Annotated in this window: 15 protein-coding genes; 5 read left to right on the top strand and 10 right to left on the bottom strand. The window is 61.6% G+C overall.

What is annotated here, in order from left to right:
• Positions 1-265: 265 nt before the first annotated feature.
• The 4 genes from AC07V8_RS15430 to AC07V8_RS15415 all read left to right on the top strand — a co-directional run bounded on the left by AC07V8_RS15430 (position 266) and on the right by AC07V8_RS15415 (position 4,981).
• Positions 266-712 (top strand): RrF2 family transcriptional regulator, encoded by a 447-nt coding sequence (locus AC07V8_RS15430; RefSeq protein ID WP_494679178.1) that lies wholly within the window; start codon positions 266-268, stop codon positions 710-712.
• 104 nt (positions 713-816) lie between these two features.
• Positions 817-2,025 (top strand): NO-inducible flavohemoprotein, encoded by a 1,209-nt coding sequence (gene hmpA, locus AC07V8_RS15425; protein WP_494679179.1) that lies wholly within the window; start codon positions 817-819, stop codon positions 2,023-2,025.
• A gap of 230 nt (positions 2,026-2,255) precedes the next feature.
• Positions 2,256-4,313 carry a S46 family peptidase gene (locus AC07V8_RS15420; RefSeq protein ID WP_494679180.1) on the top strand — a complete coding sequence of 686 codons (2,058 nt, stop codon included), beginning with the start codon at positions 2,256-2,258 and terminating at the stop codon, positions 4,311-4,313.
• A 101-nt stretch (positions 4,314-4,414) separates the two neighbouring features.
• Entirely contained in the window at positions 4,415-4,981 is a 567-nt protein-coding gene (locus tag AC07V8_RS15415) for an NnrU family protein (RefSeq protein ID WP_494679181.1), read from the top strand.
• Positions 4,982-5,120: 139 nt separating this feature from the next.
• Here AC07V8_RS15415 and AC07V8_RS15410 read toward each other — a convergent pair whose 3' ends face one another.
• The 4 genes from AC07V8_RS15410 to AC07V8_RS15395 form a co-directional block, all read right to left on the bottom strand.
• Positions 5,121-6,626, bottom strand: a complete 1,506-nt coding sequence (locus AC07V8_RS15410) for an NAD(P)H-hydrate dehydratase (RefSeq protein WP_494679182.1) — start codon at positions 6,624-6,626, stop codon at positions 5,121-5,123.
• 114 nt (positions 6,627-6,740) lie between these two features.
• On the bottom strand, positions 6,741-8,018 hold the full coding sequence (locus tag AC07V8_RS15405) for a D-amino acid dehydrogenase (RefSeq protein WP_494679183.1): 1,278 nt from the start codon (positions 8,016-8,018) through the stop codon (positions 6,741-6,743).
• 173 nt (positions 8,019-8,191) lie between these two features.
• On the bottom strand, positions 8,192-9,394 hold the full coding sequence (locus AC07V8_RS15400) for a DUF2252 domain-containing protein (RefSeq protein ID WP_494679184.1): 1,203 nt from the start codon (positions 9,392-9,394) through the stop codon (positions 8,192-8,194).
• Between the two features lie 138 nt (positions 9,395-9,532).
• Complete coding sequence (locus tag AC07V8_RS15395) at positions 9,533-10,132, bottom strand: short chain dehydrogenase (protein WP_494679185.1); 600 nt, start codon at positions 10,130-10,132, stop codon at positions 9,533-9,535.
• Between the two features lie 122 nt (positions 10,133-10,254).
• On the opposite strand from AC07V8_RS15395, the gene AC07V8_RS15390 reads away from it, so the two are divergent.
• Positions 10,255-11,175 carry a LysR family transcriptional regulator gene (locus AC07V8_RS15390; RefSeq protein ID WP_494679186.1) on the top strand — a complete coding sequence of 307 codons (921 nt, stop codon included), beginning with the start codon at positions 10,255-10,257 and terminating at the stop codon, positions 11,173-11,175.
• On the opposite strand, the gene AC07V8_RS15385 is transcribed toward AC07V8_RS15390, so the two are convergent.
• The 6 genes from AC07V8_RS15385 to AC07V8_RS15360 all read right to left on the bottom strand — a co-directional run bounded on the left by AC07V8_RS15385 (position 11,159) and on the right by AC07V8_RS15360 (position 17,055).
• On the bottom strand, positions 11,159-11,755 hold the full coding sequence (locus tag AC07V8_RS15385; protein ID WP_494679271.1) for a Csu type fimbrial protein: 597 nt from the start codon (positions 11,753-11,755) through the stop codon (positions 11,159-11,161). The genes AC07V8_RS15390 and AC07V8_RS15385 overlap by 17 nt on opposite strands.
• Positions 11,748-14,099: a fimbria/pilus outer membrane usher protein gene (locus AC07V8_RS15380; RefSeq protein ID WP_494679187.1), complete on the bottom strand. Its 2,352-nt coding sequence runs from the start codon at positions 14,097-14,099 to the stop codon at positions 11,748-11,750. The genes AC07V8_RS15385 and AC07V8_RS15380 overlap by 8 nt, the downstream gene beginning before the upstream one ends.
• A 33-nt stretch (positions 14,100-14,132) precedes the next feature.
• Complete coding sequence (locus tag AC07V8_RS15375) at positions 14,133-14,801, bottom strand: fimbrial biogenesis chaperone (protein WP_494679188.1); 669 nt, start codon at positions 14,799-14,801, stop codon at positions 14,133-14,135.
• A 106-nt stretch (positions 14,802-14,907) separates the two neighbouring features.
• On the bottom strand, positions 14,908-15,423 hold the full coding sequence (locus AC07V8_RS15370) for a Csu type fimbrial protein (protein WP_494679189.1): 516 nt from the start codon (positions 15,421-15,423) through the stop codon (positions 14,908-14,910).
• Positions 15,424-15,430: 7 nt separating this feature from the next.
• Entirely contained in the window at positions 15,431-15,901 is a 471-nt protein-coding gene (locus AC07V8_RS15365; protein WP_494679190.1) for a Csu type fimbrial protein, read from the bottom strand.
• A 236-nt stretch (positions 15,902-16,137) separates the two neighbouring features.
• Positions 16,138-17,055, bottom strand: a complete 918-nt coding sequence (locus AC07V8_RS15360) for a LysR family transcriptional regulator (RefSeq protein WP_494679191.1) — start codon at positions 17,053-17,055, stop codon at positions 16,138-16,140.
• Positions 17,056-17,119: the final 64 nt, after the last annotated feature.

Raw genomic sequence — 17,119 nt, 5'->3', positions numbered from 1 at the left:
CCCCAATAAAATTTCCCTAAAGGAAATATTTCTTTGAGCCATTATTGGCTTCATAGAGAAGCGGCGTCAAGTTACATTTTGTAGATGCATTTTGTATTTTGTTAAACATGCAAAAATCCTTCGCGTTTGCGAGTATCGCGCTCTCGATCAGCAAATGTCATTCAGGAAGGATTGTTAAATCGACTTATTGTTGCTTTTAAAATGCAACAATTGTATGATGAGGACATCCCGGACCCATGTTCCGCTCCTGGCAGGAAGCAAAGTCATGCAATTCACCAAATTTACAGATTTCGGCTTGCGCGTTTTGATGTATCTGGCGGCCACGCCGGAGCAGGGCGTGATTACGGTAGGCGAGCTGGCGAGTCATTTCGATATCCCCAAAAATCATCTGAACAAGGTGGTCAACCGCCTGGTCAAGCTGGGCTGGATCAGCGCCACGCCGGGCCGCAACGGCGGCCTGCGGATGGCGCAGGCGCCGGCCGGTTTGCTGCTGGGCGACATCCTGAGCGCGCTGGAAGGACACAAGGGGCTGGTGGATTGCGATGAGCCGCCATGCGCATTGCGCGGCAGCTGCCACTTGAAGCGGGTGCTGGATATCGGCCAGCGCGAATTCTATGCCGGCATGAACCGGCATAACCTGGCCGAACTGGTGATGTCGCCGACCTCGACGGTGATTGCGCGCATGCAGTTCCAGCCGATGGCCGCACACTGATTTCATCGATTTCCGGAGCGCCGCCGCTTCCTTTCCGGGCAGATATGGCGGCGCGTTTTTTTAATCTAATTGTAGTATTTTAAATGTCACAATAGGAGTTTGATATGCTTTCAGCCGCTTCCCGTCCCTACATTGCCGCTTCCGTTCCTGTCCTGCGCGAGCATGGCGTCACCATTACCCGCTGCTTCTACCAGCGCCTGTTTGCCGCGCATCCCGAACTGAAGAACATCTTCAACATGCCGAACCAGGAATCCGGCGCCCAGCAACAGGCGCTGGCCTCAGCCATCTTTGCCTATGCGGCCAACATCGATAATCCCGCCGCGCTGGCGCCGGTCATCAGCCGCATCGTGCAAAAGCACGTCAGCCTGGGAATCCGCGCCGAGCACTATCCGATCGTCGGCAAGCATCTCCTGGACGCCATCGCCGACATCCTCGGCGCCGCAGCCACGCCGGAATTGCTGGCCGCCTGGGCCGAAGCCTACGGCTTGCTGGCCGACACCCTGATCGCGGAAGAGCGCAAGCTGTACCAGGCGCATGGCGTCGAGCCGGGCGAATATCGCGCGGTCAGGATAGTCCGCAAGCAGAAGGAAAGCGACACCGTCAGTTCCTTCTATCTGCAGGCCAGCGACGGTGCCGAACTGCCGCCATTCCAGCCTGGCCAGTACATCAGCGTGGCCGTCAATGTCGCCGAATTGTCCTTGCGCCAGCTGCGCCAGTACAGCCTGTCCGGCGCGCCGGACAGCGGCCACTGGCGCATCAGTGTCAAGCGCGAGGAGGGCAGTCCGGCCGGACTGGTGTCGAACCTGTTGCACGACCAGTTCCAGGAAGGCGACGTGCTGTGGGTCAGCCCGCCCTGCGGCGATTTCGTGCTGGCCCCGGATGACATGGATACGCCGCTGGTGCTGATCAGCGCCGGCGTCGGCGTCACGCCGATGATGAGCATGCTGCACAGCAGCCTGCAGTTGAGCCCGCAACGGCCGGTCAACTTCCTGTATGCCACGCTTGATGGCCGGCATCATCCGCTCAAGCGCGAACTGGACAGCCTGCTGCTGCGGCACAGCCGGATGCAATCCTATGTGGCTTACGAAAGGCCGGCGGCGAATGATTGCGTGCCGCAGGATTACCAGCAGCAAGGCTACCTGCAGCTGGCGGCCGTGCCCGATGCGCTGCTGCCGCAGAACGCCGCGTACTTCCTGTGCGGCCCGGCGCCGTTCATGCGCGCCCAGCGCAATGCCTTGCTGGCGCGCGGCGTGCCGGAACGGCAGATCCAGCAAGAAGTCTTTGGTCCTTCCTTGCTCGAACACCTGCAATAGGCGATAGGCAAGCGGCAGGCAGGCGAGGCCGCCTGCGGCTGAAACGGCCACGCATTTTCCAGCCGCTTCAGCCGCGGCAAATCGTTCTTCCGATTGTCAAACAAGAGCGCAAATACGGCCGAATGAATGTCAAATGGTCGCCGCTAAATCTGAGCTGCATTCCTGATGACGATTCTCATTTCTATGTGGTAATGTCTCACTCCTAAAAATTATTTAATGTTAGAAAGACGATGCGAATTCATTGGCTTTTTGCGGTACTGCTGGTTCCAGGCATGAGCATGGCGGCGGAGGGGATGTGGACCTTGGACAACTTGCCGAAGGCGAAGATGCAGGCCGAGTACGGGTTCACCCCGAGCGATGCATGGATCAAGCGCACCATGCTGGGGTCGGCACGGATTGCCGGCGGCTGTTCGGCGTCCTTTGTGTCGAAAGACGGGCTGGTGATGACCAATCATCACTGCGCATCCGAATGCCTGGACCAGATGTCGACGGCGAAAAAGAACCTGATCAAGGACGGCTTCCTGGCCAAGAACCGCGAGCAGGAACTGAGCTGCCCGGAAATCGAGCTGAACCGTCTGGAGCAGATCACCGACGTCACCGGCGAGGTCAAGAAAGCCACCGCAGGGCTGGACGGCGCCGCCTTCAAGAACGCGCAGAATGCCGTCAAGGCCAAGCTGACATCGGCCTGCGTCGGCAACGACAAGGAAACCGTCCGTTGCGACGTCGTCGACCTGTATCACGGCGGCCAGTACCAGGTTTATAAATACCACCGCTTCCAGGACACGCGCCTGGTGTGGGCGCCGGAAAAGGCTGCCGCGTTCTTCGGCGGCGATCCGGACAACTTCAATTTCCCGCGCTACGACCTCGACATCACTTTGCTGCGCGCCTATGAAGACGGCAAGCCGGCCAAGATCGAGAACTATTTCCCGTTCAGCAAAGACGGTGCGCAAGACGGCGAAATGGTGTTCGTCACTGGCCAGCCGGGTTCGACCCAGCGCCAGCTGACCGTCTCGCAACTGACCACCATGCGCGACCTGACCCTGGTCAACACGCTGATCCGCTTGTCCGAATTGCGCGGCGTGCTGGAACAGTACAGCAAGAGCAGCCCGGAAGCAGCGCGCAATGCGGGACAGATGCTGTTCGGCGTGGAAAACGGCTACAAGGCTTTGCGCGGCCGCCTGAGCGCCCTGCAAGACCCGGTGCTGATGCAGCAGAAGCAGGACGACGAAACCGCCTTGCGTAAATTCGTGGCGCAGACGCCGGCGCTGCAAGCCAAGGTCGGCGGCGCCTGGGATGCGATTGCCGCTTCCCAGCAAGCCTATCGCCAGATCGAAGCGCCTTACGGCATGATCGAAGGCGGCCGCGGCTTCAGCAGCAAATACTTCAGCTACGCGCGCGACCTGGTGCGCGGTGCGGAAGAACGCGCCAAGCCGAACGGCGAACGCCTGCCGGAATATGCCGACGCCAAGCTGCCGGAAGTAGAGCAGGAATTGTTTTCCACGGCCCCGGTTTATCCTGATTTCGAAAAAGTGACGCTCGGGCTTTCATTCACCAAGATGCGTGAAATCCTTGGCACCGACGACGCTTTCGTCAAGCAGGTGCTGGGCAAGCAGTCGCCGGACCAGCTCAGCGCTGCCTTGATCGACAACACCAGGCTGGGCGACCCGGCCGTACGCAAGGCCTTGTGGCAGGGCGGCAAGGAAGCCATCCTGAAATCCGACGATCCGTTCATCAAGATGGAACTGGCGCTGGATCCGGCCGCGCGCGCGATCCGCAGCCGTTATGAAAAAGAAGTGGAATCGGTTCAGCAAAAGAACTCGGAACTGATCGCCCAGGCCCGTTTTGCCCAGCAAGGCACCAGCGCCTATCCGGATGCGACTTTTACCCTGCGCCTGTCGTATGGTGAAGTGAAGGGCTGGAAAGACGGTGACCAGCAGATTCCGCCGTTCACCGCCATCGGCGGCGCCTTTGCCCGCGACACCGGCGCCGATCCGTTCGCCTTGCCGGCTTCCTGGCATGCCGCCAAGAGCAAGCTGAACCTGGCGCAACGCTATAACCTGGCTACCACCAATGACGTCATCGGCGGTAATTCCGGCAGCCCGATGATCAACCGCAACGGCGAAATCGTCGGCCTGATTTTCGACGGCAATATTCACTCGCTGGGCGGCGCCTTCTGGTACGACGCGCGTTACAACCGTTCGGTGGCGGTGCACAGCGGGGCGATCCTGGAAACCCTGGAAAAAGTCTATGGCGGCGGCGAGCTGGCCAAGGAAATCCAGGCACACTAGAAAAAGCCCATTTCTCATATAATGAATCCCTCCCGGTGGCGACGCCGGGAGGGATTTTTCATTGCAGCTCCCGTCGATAGCCTATCTTCAAGGAGAGTGATTTGGAAATTTTAATTCTCGGCCTGCTGCTCTTCATCGGCCTTCACCTGATTCCCGCCTTGCCGCCCCTGAAAGCCGGCCTGCAGCAATCGCTGGGCGAAAACCGCTACAAAGCCATGTTCGCCATCCTGGCTGCGCTTGGACTGATCCTGATCATCGTCGGCTACGCCAAGGCGCCGGCCGAACCGCGGTTTTTCAACTCGTTCATTGGCGCGAGGCATGGCGCTCCGCTGGCCATGGCGATCAGTTTCATCCTGCTGGCGGCGGCAAACATGAAAGGCCACATCCGCGCCTGGGTCAAGCATCCCATGCTGCTAGGGGTAGGCATCTGGGCGCTGGTGCATCTGCTGGCCAACGGCCACGAAAAGGCGACCATTCTGTTTTCCGCGTTCCTGGCTTTTGTCGTGATCGATTTGATTTCAGTGCTCAGGCGCGACAGCTACAAACCGTTCGAGCCGGCGCTGAAGTACGATGTGATCGCGGTGGCGTCGGGATTGCTGCTGGCGCTGCTGGTGATGACTTTTCATCGCCAGCTGATGGGAGTGGCGGTGGTGCCGTGGGGACGGTAACAAAGTCAGCCGCGTTGCAAATGCTCTTTTAACTCCGGATCGGCCTTGTTTTTGATAAGCTTCGTGATCCTGGGGCTCTACCTGTCGCGCCACTTCGGCGCAGTCCGCCGGAACAATAATCCGCGATAAAGCCTGGCCGTCAGCGCTCCTGCAGCAGTTGGTTCAGCAGTAGCCGGACTTCCGGAATCAGCTCGCCCGCGGTCAGGCCGACCGGTCCCATGCCCTGTTCGACCAGCTGGTCGGCGGCGCGGCCGTGCAGCCATGTTGCCGCCAGCGCCGCTTCCCATTGCGGCCAGCCTTGCGCCAGCAGGGCGCCGCAGATGCCGGACAAGACATCGCCGCTGCCGGCGGTAGCCAGCGCCGGATTGCCGGTGGGGTTGACCGCCACTGCGCCGTCGGCGCGGGCGATGATGCTGCCGGCGCCCTTCAGCACCACTACCGCATTGAAGCGGCAAGCCAGCTTGCGCGCCGCCGTCACCCGGTCGGCCTGGATTTCGCTGGTGCTGAGGCCGAGCAGGCGCGCGGCTTCCAGCGGATGCGGCGTCATCAGTATGGCGTGCTGGCGCTGCGCTGCCTGGATCTGCAGCTGCGGCTGGCGCGCCAGCAGATTGAGAGCGTCGGCATCCAGCACCAGCCAGCTGAGCGCATCCAGGGCGCGCGTCAGCAAGGCCTGCGCGCTGTCGGCCATACCCATGCCGGGACCGAGCACCAGCACGGCGGCGGAAAAATCCAGATCGTCGGCGTGGCGGCACATCAGTTCCGGCTGCATGCTGTCATATGCCGGCGGATTGTCCGCAAAGCCGACCAGCACACGGCCGGCGCCGCACTTGATGGCGGTGCGCGCTGCCAGGATCGGCGCGCCGGTCATGCCGGGCGCGCCGCCGATCACGGCGACATTGCCGAAACTGCCCTTGTGCGAATTGCGTCTGCGCGGCAGCAGGTAGTCGCGGAACAGATCCGGATGATTCAGCCACATGCCCGGCGCCGGCAGGTGCTGCTCTGCAATCTCCAGCGTCGCCAGTTCGACGCTGCCGGCATAATCGGGACCGTCGCCGGTATGCAGGCCGGCTTTGTCGGCGATGAAGGTGATGGTGTGGCTGGCGGCGACGGCGATGCCGCTGGCGCCGCCAAGCACGGCGCCGGTATCGGCATCCAGGCCGCTCGGCACATCCAGCGCCAGCAGCGGGCAGGGCATGGCGTTCACTGCCTGCACCAGGCTGCGCCAGTCGCCGTCGAGCGGGCGGCTGAGGCCGATGCCGAACAAGCCATCGATGACCAGCGTCCATTGCGCGCCGTCAATGTCGGCAAACTGTTCAGGCGGCATCAGGTGCACGCCTTGTTGCTGGGCGCGGACCAGCGCCTGGGAGGCGTCCGGCGGCAATTGGGAGGGCGGAGCTGTCAGCAAAACCAGCACTTCGGCGCCGGCTTCGGCCAGGCCGGCCGCCGCTTCCATGGCGTCGCCGCCATTGTTGCCGGGACCGGCCAGCACCAGGATGGCGGCGCTGTGAGGCGGGCAGGGGAGCAGGCGCAGGGCGGCTTGGGCAGCGGCTTGGCCGGCGCGTTGCATCAGGGTATAGGAGGGCAGGTTGCGCAAGGCTGCCTGCTCGATTTTCCGGATGTCGGCGATGGAGTAGATGGCGCTCATGTTGGGACCTTGTCCATTCAGTGGGGACAGAGCCATTTTACGACGATACGGCCGGCCGTAAAAAAACTCTGATTCTGCGTGGCTGCGCCAGCCGGACATCCGTCGCGGCGTGTTTTAACGGTAACGCGCAACGGTCAGGCCGTCCAGGTCTACTTCCGGCACGCGGCCGGAGACCTGGTCGGCCAGGACCTTGGCGGCGCCCAGGGCCATGCTCCAGCCGGAACCGCCGTGGGCGATGTTGACGAACACATTGCTGGCGCCGGTCGGTCCGACCAGCGGCACTTCGTCGGCCAGCATCGGCGTGTGGCCGCACCAGAAGCTGGCGCTGTTGAAATTGGCGGCGTCGGGGAACCAGTCGTGCGCCACTTTCAGCAGGGTGCGCAGGGCCTTGTCGTCGAAGGCCATGTCCTTGGCGCCGAATTCGGCGATCCCGGCCAGGCGCATGCGAGCGCCGATGCGCGCCATGGTGATCTTGTAGCTGTCGTCCAGCACCGCCATCTGCGGCGCCACCTCATAGTTCTTGACGCTGGCGGTGGCGGTATAGGTCTTGATCGCGTGCAGCGGCAAGCGCAGTCCCAGCGGCCGCAGCAGCTGGGCGCTGGCGCTGCCGGCGGCGCACACCACGGCATCGGCGTTCAGGATTTCGCCGCCTATGTGCAGGCCGACCCGGGCGCCTTGCGGATCGATGGCGGTGACCGTGCTGTCGAAATGGAACTGCACTCCCAGGCCCTGCAGGATGGCTTTCAGCTGCTTGGTGAACAGGGTGCAGTTGCCGGAGCCGAGATCTGGAAAATGCAGGCCGCCGGCCAGCTTGCCGGCGCTGGCCAGAGCCGGCTCCAGCGCCCGTACCGCGGCTTGGTCCAGCAACTGGTGGGCAACCCCGCATTCGCTCAGCAGCTCCCGCGTGGGCTGCAGCGCCGCCAGTTCGGCTTCGCTGCGGAACAGGCGCAGCATGCCCGGGCTTTGCTCGAAATCGAGCTGGAAATGCTGTTGTATCTGATCCAGCAAATCCTGGCTATAGGACGCCAGGCGCTGCATCTGGTGGGTATGGGAGCGAAAGCGCTGGATTTCTGATTCCGCCATCCAGCGCCGCATCCAGCGCCACAGGGAAGGGCTGAAACGGGCGTTGAGGACGTTGGCGGCTTCCTGGTTGAACATGCCGGCCAGGATTTTCTTGCGCATGCCGGGCGCGGACCAGGGCAGGGCCGAACCGGCCGACAAGATGCCGGAATTGCCTAGCGTCGATTGTTCGGCTACATTGCTGCGTTGTTCGACTACGGCGACCTGGTGTCCGGCTTCGGCGAGGAAGTAGGCGCTGCAGACTCCCATCACGCCGCCGCCGATCACCACGATTTGTTTCTGTGTCTGTTGCTGTATCACTATTGTTCTCAAGGGGTTTTGCGCAGATATCCGGGCAGGTGGCGCAATTGCTCCCGGATGTTTTTCTGGTCTGCGTACTGGATGCAGCGATCAGAATCATACCTTGAATTACTTGATAATAGGACAGCACCGCAAGCATTTAGTCTTTCCGCAGCGAGCGGCCGAGGGATTGCCGATTGCCGCGATTACAAATCAAAGGCGCCGGCGTCATAAGCCTTGCAGTAGGCCTGCCAATCCTTGCGCACCTGCACCGCGCAACTCTGGGCGGCGTCCAGCAATTGCTTTTTCCACTTCTTGCCCTGGCCGAAGGCGATCAGCTCGTCGGCGATCGCCGAACCCTGGCGGCCGGCGCTGCGCAGCTGCGCCCAGGCGACGATGTCGCCCATGACAGTCATGACTTGCTGGATTTCGGCGGTGCTGTGACGCGGCCGCTTCAGCGCCACCCGGTCTTCGCTGGGTTGCAGGCCGCGCAGCACATACGAGGTCTTGCCTAGCATGACCGGCTGCAGGAAGGCCATGGAAACCGCTTGGCAGCGCCGTTGCAGGGCTACTACGCGCTGTGCCTCGCTTTTCCATTTGGGTTGCGCCACTTTCAGGTAGGGCGTCAATGAAGAAGGTAGCGCCTGCTTCAGGTCCAGCAGGTAGTTGCCGTTGGGAGAACCCTTGCCCTCGACCAGGATCACATAGCGGTCGACGCCCAGGCTGCCGGTGCCGGCGATGCGGCGCGCCACGTCCAGCACCTTGTAGAACGCCGGATTGGCTTGTTTACTGGCGAATTTCTGCATGAACCTGGTGACTTTGGCGCGCTGCTTGTCGGATACCGGCAGCGCTTTCTTGCCGTCCACCCGCAGTGCGCGCTGCTTGCCCTTGCGCAGGCTGCGGCTATCGAGATAAACCGAGCGCTGGCGGCCGCGCAGGCTGTTCAGCAAGTTGCCCACCATGCCGGTGGCGGTGTCGCGTTCGATCCAGCGCGGCTTGCCCAGGCTCAGCGCATTGGCATAGGCGTCGATAAAGCTGCGGCATAGCAGACGCGTATCGGCAGGCTTGGCGGACGAGCCGTCGGCCGCGATCAGCACGCTGGTCAGGAGCCTGACCAGTTCCCAGCTCGCCGGCGCCAGTACGGCCTCGTCGAAATCGTTCATGTCGAAGTAGGCCAGGCGGTTGTCGCCCTTGTAGCTGCCGAAGTTTTCCAGATGCATGTCGCCGCAGATCCACGCCAGCGGCGCACTGCGCATCAAGCCACTGTATGGCAGGCGCTCATAGAACAGATGGCAGGTGCCGCGCAGGAAGGTGAAAGGATCGTTGCGGATGTTCTTGTATTTGAGCTGCAGGCGCTGCGGATCGCGGCCGGCGTTGTATTCCTGGATGCGCTTTACTACATTCACCATGAGAGGCCTCTTGAAAGGGAAGGATTGGCTGCGCTTAACTATGCAGCCAATCTTACTGCATCATCTTGACAAAATCCTGACATCTCTCGACAAAATCGCTGTCAGCGATGACGCAGCCTGCCCTGAGGCGGCGGTGAATTACCAGACCCGGTAAACCTGGCCGGTCTGTGCGCCTTCGACGCTGCGGCTGTAGGCCAGCGCCACGCGGCTGGCCGGCGCTGCTTCAAAGCCGTAGAAGAACGGACCGTAGCTGGGCAGCGATTCCTGCAGCACGGTCGGGCTGACGATGTTGATGCGGATGCCGCGCTTGAGTTCGATGGCGGCGGCGCGCACGAAACCGTCGAGGGCAGCGTTGACCGTGCTGGCGTTGACCCCTTGCAGGATTGGTTCATGGCTCAGGATGCCGCTGGTGAGGGTGATCGAGCCGCCGTCGTTGAGGTGGTGCTGGGCCACCAGCGCCAGGTTGATCTGGCCCATCAGCTTGTCGCGCAGTCCGACCTGGAATTTTTCCGGGGTCAGTTCCTGCAGCGGGCCGAAATGCAGTTTGCCGGCGGTCGAGACGATGGCGTCGACCTTGCCGATCTGCTCGAACAGGCGTTCGACGCTGTGAATGTCGGTGATGTCGACCTGGTACTGGCCGCTGCTGTTGCCGACTTCGATGATGTCGTGGCGCGCCGCCAGTTGCTGGACGACTGCCTTGCCGACTGTGCCTGTGGCACCGATAACCGCTATTTTCATGTTGCGCTCCTTAACAGGTGAGATCAGAAGCTGATTATGATTGCTTCTCATTGGTGGATAAATATCTTATTATTACTATCACTTGGAACTGTTGGTGTTTAATCGAGGGTGAGTGGCAAATCATGGACAGACTGACCAGCATGCAGATTTTCGTCCGCGTGGTAGAGAAGGGCGGGTTTTCCGCCGCCGCCGAGGAAGCGGGGATTTCGCCCACCATGGTCGGCAAGCATGTGCGCCAGCTGGAGGAGCAGCTTGGGGTGCGGCTGCTCAACCGCACCACGCGGCGCCAGAGCCTGACCGAGATCGGCCAGCTGTATTTCGAGCGCTGCAAGCAGGCGCTGCTGGAAATCGCGGCGGCCGACGCCTCGGTCAAGCAGATGCAGCTGCTGCCGCGCGGCGTGCTGCGGGTGACCGCGCCGGCGACGTTCGGCGGCTTGATGCTGACCGCGGTGATACGAGAATACCTGGAGCGTTATCCCGACGTCGAACTGGACCTGTCCCTGAACGACCGCGTGGTCGACCTGGTCGAAGAGGGGTTCGAGGTCGGGCTGCGGATCGGCCCCTTGCCGGATTCGAGCCTGATCGCGCGGCCTTTGCAGCCGTATCGAGCCATGGTTTGCGCTTCTCCGGATTACCTGGCGCGGCATGGCGCGCCGCAAACGCCGCAGCAGCTGCCTGAGCACAATTGCCTCAGCTTCGTCCATGGCAGCCGCTATAACCTGTGGCAGTTTTCCCTTGGCGGCGTACAGCATGAGATCGAGGTGCACGGCAATTTCCGCGCGAATAACGGCCTCGCCTTGCGCACCGCGGCCTTGCAAGGCATCGGCATCATCATGCAGCCGGAAGCCCTGCTGCGCGACGAGGTGGCTGCCGGGCGGCTGCAGCGCCTGCTGGCCGATTACGAACTGCAGCACCGGCCGATGCACCTGGTAGTGGCGTCGAACCGCAAGATGACGCCCAAGCTGAAATCGTTTGTCGATTTCGTGCTGGCGCATTTTGGGCGCGACCGCATTCCGGATGACGCAGTCACGGCTCCACTGTAACAACGATGCTTTCTTCGTAGCTGCCCGGCCGTATGTTCTGGCTGGCGCCAACCTTGCCAAACACGTCCAGCACCACAATCCCTGCGCCAGAGTTTGTGATAGGCGAGGTCGCCTGTGTGCCGTCGCCCCAGATCGTCGTATGGTTCCAGTCTGTATACAGCTGGTAGCCGAGCGTGTCGTCGCCGCCGACCTGGTTCATCCGGCGCAAGAAAAAGTTTCCGGTTCCGTCGCTGGGAGTGACGGTGGCCGTAATGGTCTGGAAACTGTCGCAATTGACTGTCATGCCCCATGAGCCATTCAGCGACGTGGCCTGGCCGGATACATACCTGCCAAACGTAAAATTATTGATGATCAGCGTGCAGGCGCCGGCGATTGCCGGCGCCTGACTGGCATTGACCGCACGCCCATTTCTTGCCTTTGGCTGGGGAATCGATAATGACGGCCCTGATCCGAGCGGCGCCGCGCCGCCGCTCAGTTGCGCCTGCGCCATCGGCAAGACGCTGAGATGCAGCGCCAGTGCAGCCAGCAAGGCAGGCGGCAGATGCCGGCATGACGTTTTTTTGGCGCAGGCATCATTCATCTTCACAATGCACATCCCCCATCTGGAATATCGCTGGCGCGTCAGGCGGCACCGCCACGGTGGCGTGGCAGCTGCCGGCGACGCGCAAGCGATAACTGCCGGCGCTAATGCCGTCAAGTTCAAAGAAGCCGTCGCTGCCGGTGCGGGACGTGCTTGTCTTGCCATCCGGGCCGGTGATTTCAATGCTGCGATTTTTCACAGGACCATCGGTTCTGCGTAAATTGCCGCTCATGGCGGCAATTTTCGGCAATGCAAATTTCAGCAATAGTCCAGCACCATCGGCGGGCACGACTTCCAGCTGCGGCGCGAGCAAATCGACATCCAGCGGCAAGTCGTCCGCTTCGATCGCGATCGTGGTGTCCGCATAGGGCGCCAGTTGCGGGATCAGGATCGATCCGCCGGCATCCGTGCGTCCGATCATCTGGCCCGAGCGATAGACCCGGACATCGGGATATCCGACCGAGGCAACCGCAAACGCCTCACGTATGAATGGCGCCGCGCGGATCTCTCCCCCGACCGTCGCTAGCGCTCCGGAGACCTGCAGCCGCTGGGCTTCGTAGCTGGTAGAGCCGGTGTTGGCGCTGCGCGCGCTGCCGCTCAGTTCCAGCCATTTCGCCTGCCAGTTGAACTCGGCCTCTTGGTCTTTGTTGCCGGCTTGCTCGCTGCCGTACAAGCGATAGCCGAAACCGCCGTCGGAGGCGATATTCTGCGCCGCCTGCAGATAGTACTGCGGCGGGCTGTCCTGGTTTTTTCGGAGGCCGCTGTTGATGTAAGAGCGTTCGCCGAGTGCAAAGCTGGCCGAGATGAACAAGGAGCGCTGCCGCGTGGTGTCGCCAAACGTGGTCAGCGCGCCGACTTGCAAGGTGCCGCGCCCCGGCAGTTTGTGCGACCAGGAGATCGAGGCGTCGGCTTCCATCTTGCCGTCAAAGCGCCAGCGGCGCGTCGCTACCGTGGAGAAGTAGCCTAGCGCTCCCAAATTCTGGTCCCAGCCCAGCGACAGCGCGTCATGCGCGCGGATATCGGGCAGCAGCTGGACGCCAAGCGATGCCGGCGGAGCATCGTCAAAGCCGTTAGAAGTGGCGCGCCATTGGGCACGCAGGGTGGTGCCGCGTTGTTGTGCGCTGAAATTCAGTTCCTGGGCGGAATAGCGCTGCCCGTCATGCCAGCGCGTGGCGGCGATCATTGTCGCAACGGCGACCGTCCCCAGCCGTGCTGTCAGCAACGGCGATAGCCGCTGGTCGCCCGGCACGGAATTGCCGCGCAAGCCGACGGTGAGATCTTCGCTCAGTCCGTAGCGATACTGGCCACTCGCCGCCAAGCCGCTGTAGCTGCCGAAACCGTAGGTCTGGCGCTGCCGGCCGACACCGATGTCGAAATCGTCGATACCCTTGCGCAGCAGATTGTTGGTGAAATAAAACGGCAAGGAATAGGTTTGCTGCGCGCCCGAGGCGTCGCGCACGACAACCTGGATGTTGCGCAAGCCGCCGTAATCGCGCAGATTCTGTAAATTGAAGGGGCCCGCGCCCAGGTTCGTGGTGGCGGTCAATACCCCGTCCATATAGATGTCGGCTGTCGATGGGGTTGCGGCGACGCCGGACAAGGCGGCTGTCTGGTCGCTGATGAAGCCCGGCTGCAGATTGTAATTGCGTTGCAGGCGCATGCCGAAAAATGGCGTGGCGCGCCCCAGCTCGGCCGTATCGATGGTGTTGTCGCCGAGCGACAGCCGCAGCGCTTGCGCCGGCCAGTCATGAAAGGCCGCGGTTTGTATGCGTTGCTTGAGAAAGCCGCTGCCGCTGTTTTGGAAAACGTGATCGTCGTACAGCGACCAGCCGAACAGCCGCAGATGCGACGACAGGCTGCCCTGGCGCGCGAGATTGCCGCCGGCGCGGGTCTCGCTGTAGCTGTAGTCGACATAGGCCGACCATGGCGGTTCTGGCGACAGCGGCAATATTTTTGCGGGCGAAAGATCGATGGTTTGCGCCTTGAGCCGTTCCGGCGGCACATGCAAGTGATATTTTTGCTGATCGAAGTCGGCGTTGACTTTCGCCCCCTCAATCTGATCCGGCAAGAAATACATGCCATCGTCGAAAGGCAGCAAGGCGGGGAAGGGCGCTTGCGTGACGATGCCGGCCTCCTGCAATAGCGCCTGGGGCAGGTACACCAGCTTGCCGTTGGTGCGGGCAAAGACTTCAATATCGGGGCGGCCGTTGATGTCAACCAGCCAGACCGTCGGCTCGCCGGTTTGGGGCGTGGCGGAGGCGGCCCAGCCGGCGGCGGGGATCGAGTGAGAAATGCAAGCTGCAAGCAGCACGCTGCTTGCCATCGTGAAGTCATATCTTGCCATTGCGGCGGCATGTCCCTTGGATGCCGCGGCTGGCTATTTACCGCTGCAAGTCTCGGCGGGCAGGGCGATGCCGACCGGGATGACGCGGCTGTCGGCGCGTACCTGCAGCGTGACCTTGCGATCGCTTGCCTGGCACAAGGCCGGCGTCACCTGGAGGCGGTAAGTACGCTCCGCAGCGGGTAACAGATACCATTGCTTGAATTGATTCTCATCGATGCCTTCCGGCTTGGAGCGGATGGTTTCGATGCGCGCGTGCGCGCTGCCCGTGTTTTTCAGCTTGACGTCCACCGTGCCGGGACTGCCATTGACCGCTACGGCGCTAAGCGCCGGCGCGGCATGGTCTTGACGTATGAAAACCGGCAAGCCGAAACGGACTTCCAACTGGATGGCTTCGCCATGCTGCGCGTGCTGCGCCGGCGGCAACTCGGTGATGTAGAGACGGTAGGCGGCTTCGACGGCTGGCCGCGGTGTACCGGGCTTGGCGCTGACCCGGATGCTGCGTTTCGCATGCGGCGCCAGGCTGAACGCCGCGGGATAAAACGCCAGCGCATCGGTTTTCTGGTGTTGATCGGCCGCGCTCTCGTCTTGCGTCCAGGTCATCGCATTCACGGCCAGGTCAAGTGTGTTGTCGCTGTCGTTGCTGATAGTGACAACCGCGGATTTATTTGCCGCCAGGTCCAGCCGCAGCGGCGTCACACTCATGTTCGCCGCCATGCCCGACCCTGCGCAGGAGATCAGCAAGCCAACAATCCCAGCCGTTGCGGCCCTAATTTTTTTATGCACGATACGCCCCTGTCTTGACGATGGATTATGGTTCGATGGTAATCACCAGATTGTCGCGGTAAGCCGCTGCTGCTGCGTTTCTGACATCTTCTGCGCGGACCGTGGCAACCATCTGGAAGGTGTCGGGCGGCGTCGGTCCGTTGCCGATGTAAGGATTGCCTGGCGGTTCCTGCAAGGCGTAGGGAAGAGTGCCGCTGCCTCCTTCCTGCACCATTTGCCGCAAACCTTTGCCCGCATCATAGTTCTCGCCGTTGCCGAGCTGAATGCTGTATGGCGTGCCTTTCGCGCACCAATAGCTCACTGTGCCCGTCGCCGTTGCCGGGTTGCCGCTGGCGGGATTGAGCACACCAAAGTCGAGTTCGCCGGAATCGACGATGGTGCATCCGCCTTCGACAATCACGCGCACCAGTATGTCGCCGGTATCGGCCCGTCCGTCGCGCGTGGCGAGTTGCAGCAGGAGCAGGAAAATGCACAGGGCAAGGCGGCGGTGGCGTGCAGCGGGCCAAACCGCTAGCGAGTGTGGGTGGCTGCATGGCGCCATGGCGTCGCTATGGCTCGATGGTCACAATGACATTGTCCAGGTAGTTCGCGGCGGCGGCATTTTTGACATCGGCGCTCAGTATGGTTCCTGTCAGCGACAGCCGTTCATTGCTTGCCGGGCCAAGGCCGCTGCCGCTGCTCTTGTCCGCGGCGAGCTGATACGGAAGCAGCGCTGCGCCCCCGCTTTGTTTCATTTGTCGGGTTGCGCTGCCCGAGTCGTAATTTTCACCATTGCCCAAGGTGATCGTGTAAGGCGTATCTTTTGTGCACCAATAAGTTATCAGGCCATCGGCGGTGGCGGGGCTGTTGCTGGCCTGGTCCAGACCGCCAAAATCCAGCTCTCCGATACCAGCTATTGTGCAGCCGCCGGCAATCGACGCTTTTACCACCACATTTGCGCTGGCGGCCCAGGACGGGCTGGCGAACGTCGCGCATAGCATCGTACTTGCTAACAATAACAAAACGGCTTTGAGTTTCATCTTGATGTCCCTCGGCTCTGATGCGACGAATTCACTTCTAAGGATTGATTATCCGATATGAAGGTTGAATATTTCCATGTGGATTTTTTTTAATATAGTCCCAAGCTTGGATTGCCGTCAATACATGTCAATTCCGCAGATCCGCCCAACTGCTTTTGTGTACTGTTTGCTCCACAATATTCGACACATTTTGGCGGAAAATCTTTTACAGCGGCATGGTTGCGCGCATCGGACGCTCAGCCGGGAATTGCGATTCCAGATGCGTCGTCCAGCGCGGCAAAACGCTCGCGCAGGAACGCCAGCAAGGCGCGCAGCGACGGCGACATGCTGCTGCGGTGCGGATACACCATATTCAGCGGCGTGTCTTCGCCGCCGAACTGCTCCAGCAGGATTTCCAGCCGGCCTTCCACCACGTCCTGCCGCACGTCAAGCCAGGATTTGTAGGCGATGCCGATGCCGGCGATGGCCCAGGCCCGCGCAATCGCGGCATCGTCGCTCATGCGGTCGCCGCGCACCTTGACGTCGATCGCCGTCTTGCCCGAATAGAAGCGCCAGTTGTTGAACAGGCCGTGCTGCAGGTAATACAGCAGGCAGTTGTGGCTGGACAAGTCCTTGGGCGTTTGCGGCCGGCCATGCTTTGCCAGATAGGACGGCGCCGCCACGACGACGCGGCGGCTGGCGGCCAGGACTTGCGACACCAGCGTCGAATCGTCCAGCGGACCGTAGCGGAAGGCGACGTCGACCGGATCGCGGAACAGGTCGATGACGCGGTCGGAAAACTGCAGCGACAGCGTGACTTGCGGGTGGCGCGCCTGGAAGGCGTCGAGCCAGGGCAGCAGCACATTGCGGCCGACATCGGACGGCATCGACAAGCGCAAATGGCCGCTCACCGGCCCGCCGGCATTCAATAGCGCCTGTCCTTCATTCAACAGGGCCAGGGCCTGGCGGCTATATTCCAGGAACACGCTGCCCTCTGGCGTGAGGCGCATGCTGCGGGTGGAGCGCACGAACAAACGGGCGTTGAGCTGCTGTTCCAGCCGCTTCAGGCTGGCGCTGGCAGTGGCCGGCAGCAGATCGAGCTGGCGCGCTGCATTCGACAGGCTGCCCAAGTCTGCGGTGTAGATAAAAAGCTGGAGATCGGTAGTTGAATACATTATCAAATTTCAGTTGAAAGTGAATCAAATACTGCCATGTTTATAAAATAATTCAACATTATCA

The organism is Collimonas sp. GW821-FHT02H07 (assembly GCF_059421505.1).
Note: the sequence above shows the minus strand (reverse complement) of the source record. Positions and strands in the feature narration are given on the sequence as shown.

Excerpts from the sequence above, each read along its gene's own strand:
- AC07V8_RS15430 (WP_494679178.1), top strand. The coding sequence starts at position 266 with ATGCAATTCACCAAATTTACAGATTTCGGCTTGCGCGTTTTGATGTAT.
- hmpA (WP_494679179.1), top strand. The coding sequence starts at position 817 with ATGCTTTCAGCCGCTTCCCGTCCCTACATTGCCGCTTCCGTTCCTGTC.
- AC07V8_RS15420 (WP_494679180.1), top strand. The coding sequence starts at position 2,256 with ATGCGAATTCATTGGCTTTTTGCGGTACTGCTGGTTCCAGGCATGAGC.
- AC07V8_RS15410 (WP_494679182.1), bottom strand. The coding sequence starts at position 6,626 with ATGAGCGCCATCTACTCCATCGCCGACATCCGGAAAATCGAGCAGGCA.
- AC07V8_RS15400 (WP_494679184.1), bottom strand. The coding sequence starts at position 9,394 with ATGGTGAATGTAGTAAAGCGCATCCAGGAATACAACGCCGGCCGCGAT.
- AC07V8_RS15395 (WP_494679185.1), bottom strand. The coding sequence starts at position 10,132 with ATGAAAATAGCGGTTATCGGTGCCACAGGCACAGTCGGCAAGGCAGTC.
- AC07V8_RS15390 (WP_494679186.1), top strand. The coding sequence starts at position 10,255 with ATGGACAGACTGACCAGCATGCAGATTTTCGTCCGCGTGGTAGAGAAG.
- AC07V8_RS15385 (WP_494679271.1), bottom strand. The coding sequence starts at position 11,755 with ATGAATGATGCCTGCGCCAAAAAAACGTCATGCCGGCATCTGCCGCCT.
- AC07V8_RS15380 (WP_494679187.1), bottom strand. The coding sequence starts at position 14,099 with ATGGCAAGATATGACTTCACGATGGCAAGCAGCGTGCTGCTTGCAGCT.
- AC07V8_RS15375 (WP_494679188.1), bottom strand. The coding sequence starts at position 14,801 with ATGAGTGTGACGCCGCTGCGGCTGGACCTGGCGGCAAATAAATCCGCG.
- AC07V8_RS15370 (WP_494679189.1), bottom strand. The coding sequence starts at position 15,423 with ATGGCGCCATGCAGCCACCCACACTCGCTAGCGGTTTGGCCCGCTGCA.
- AC07V8_RS15365 (WP_494679190.1), bottom strand. The coding sequence starts at position 15,901 with ATGAAACTCAAAGCCGTTTTGTTATTGTTAGCAAGTACGATGCTATGC.
- AC07V8_RS15360 (WP_494679191.1), bottom strand. The coding sequence starts at position 17,055 with ATGTATTCAACTACCGATCTCCAGCTTTTTATCTACACCGCAGACTTG.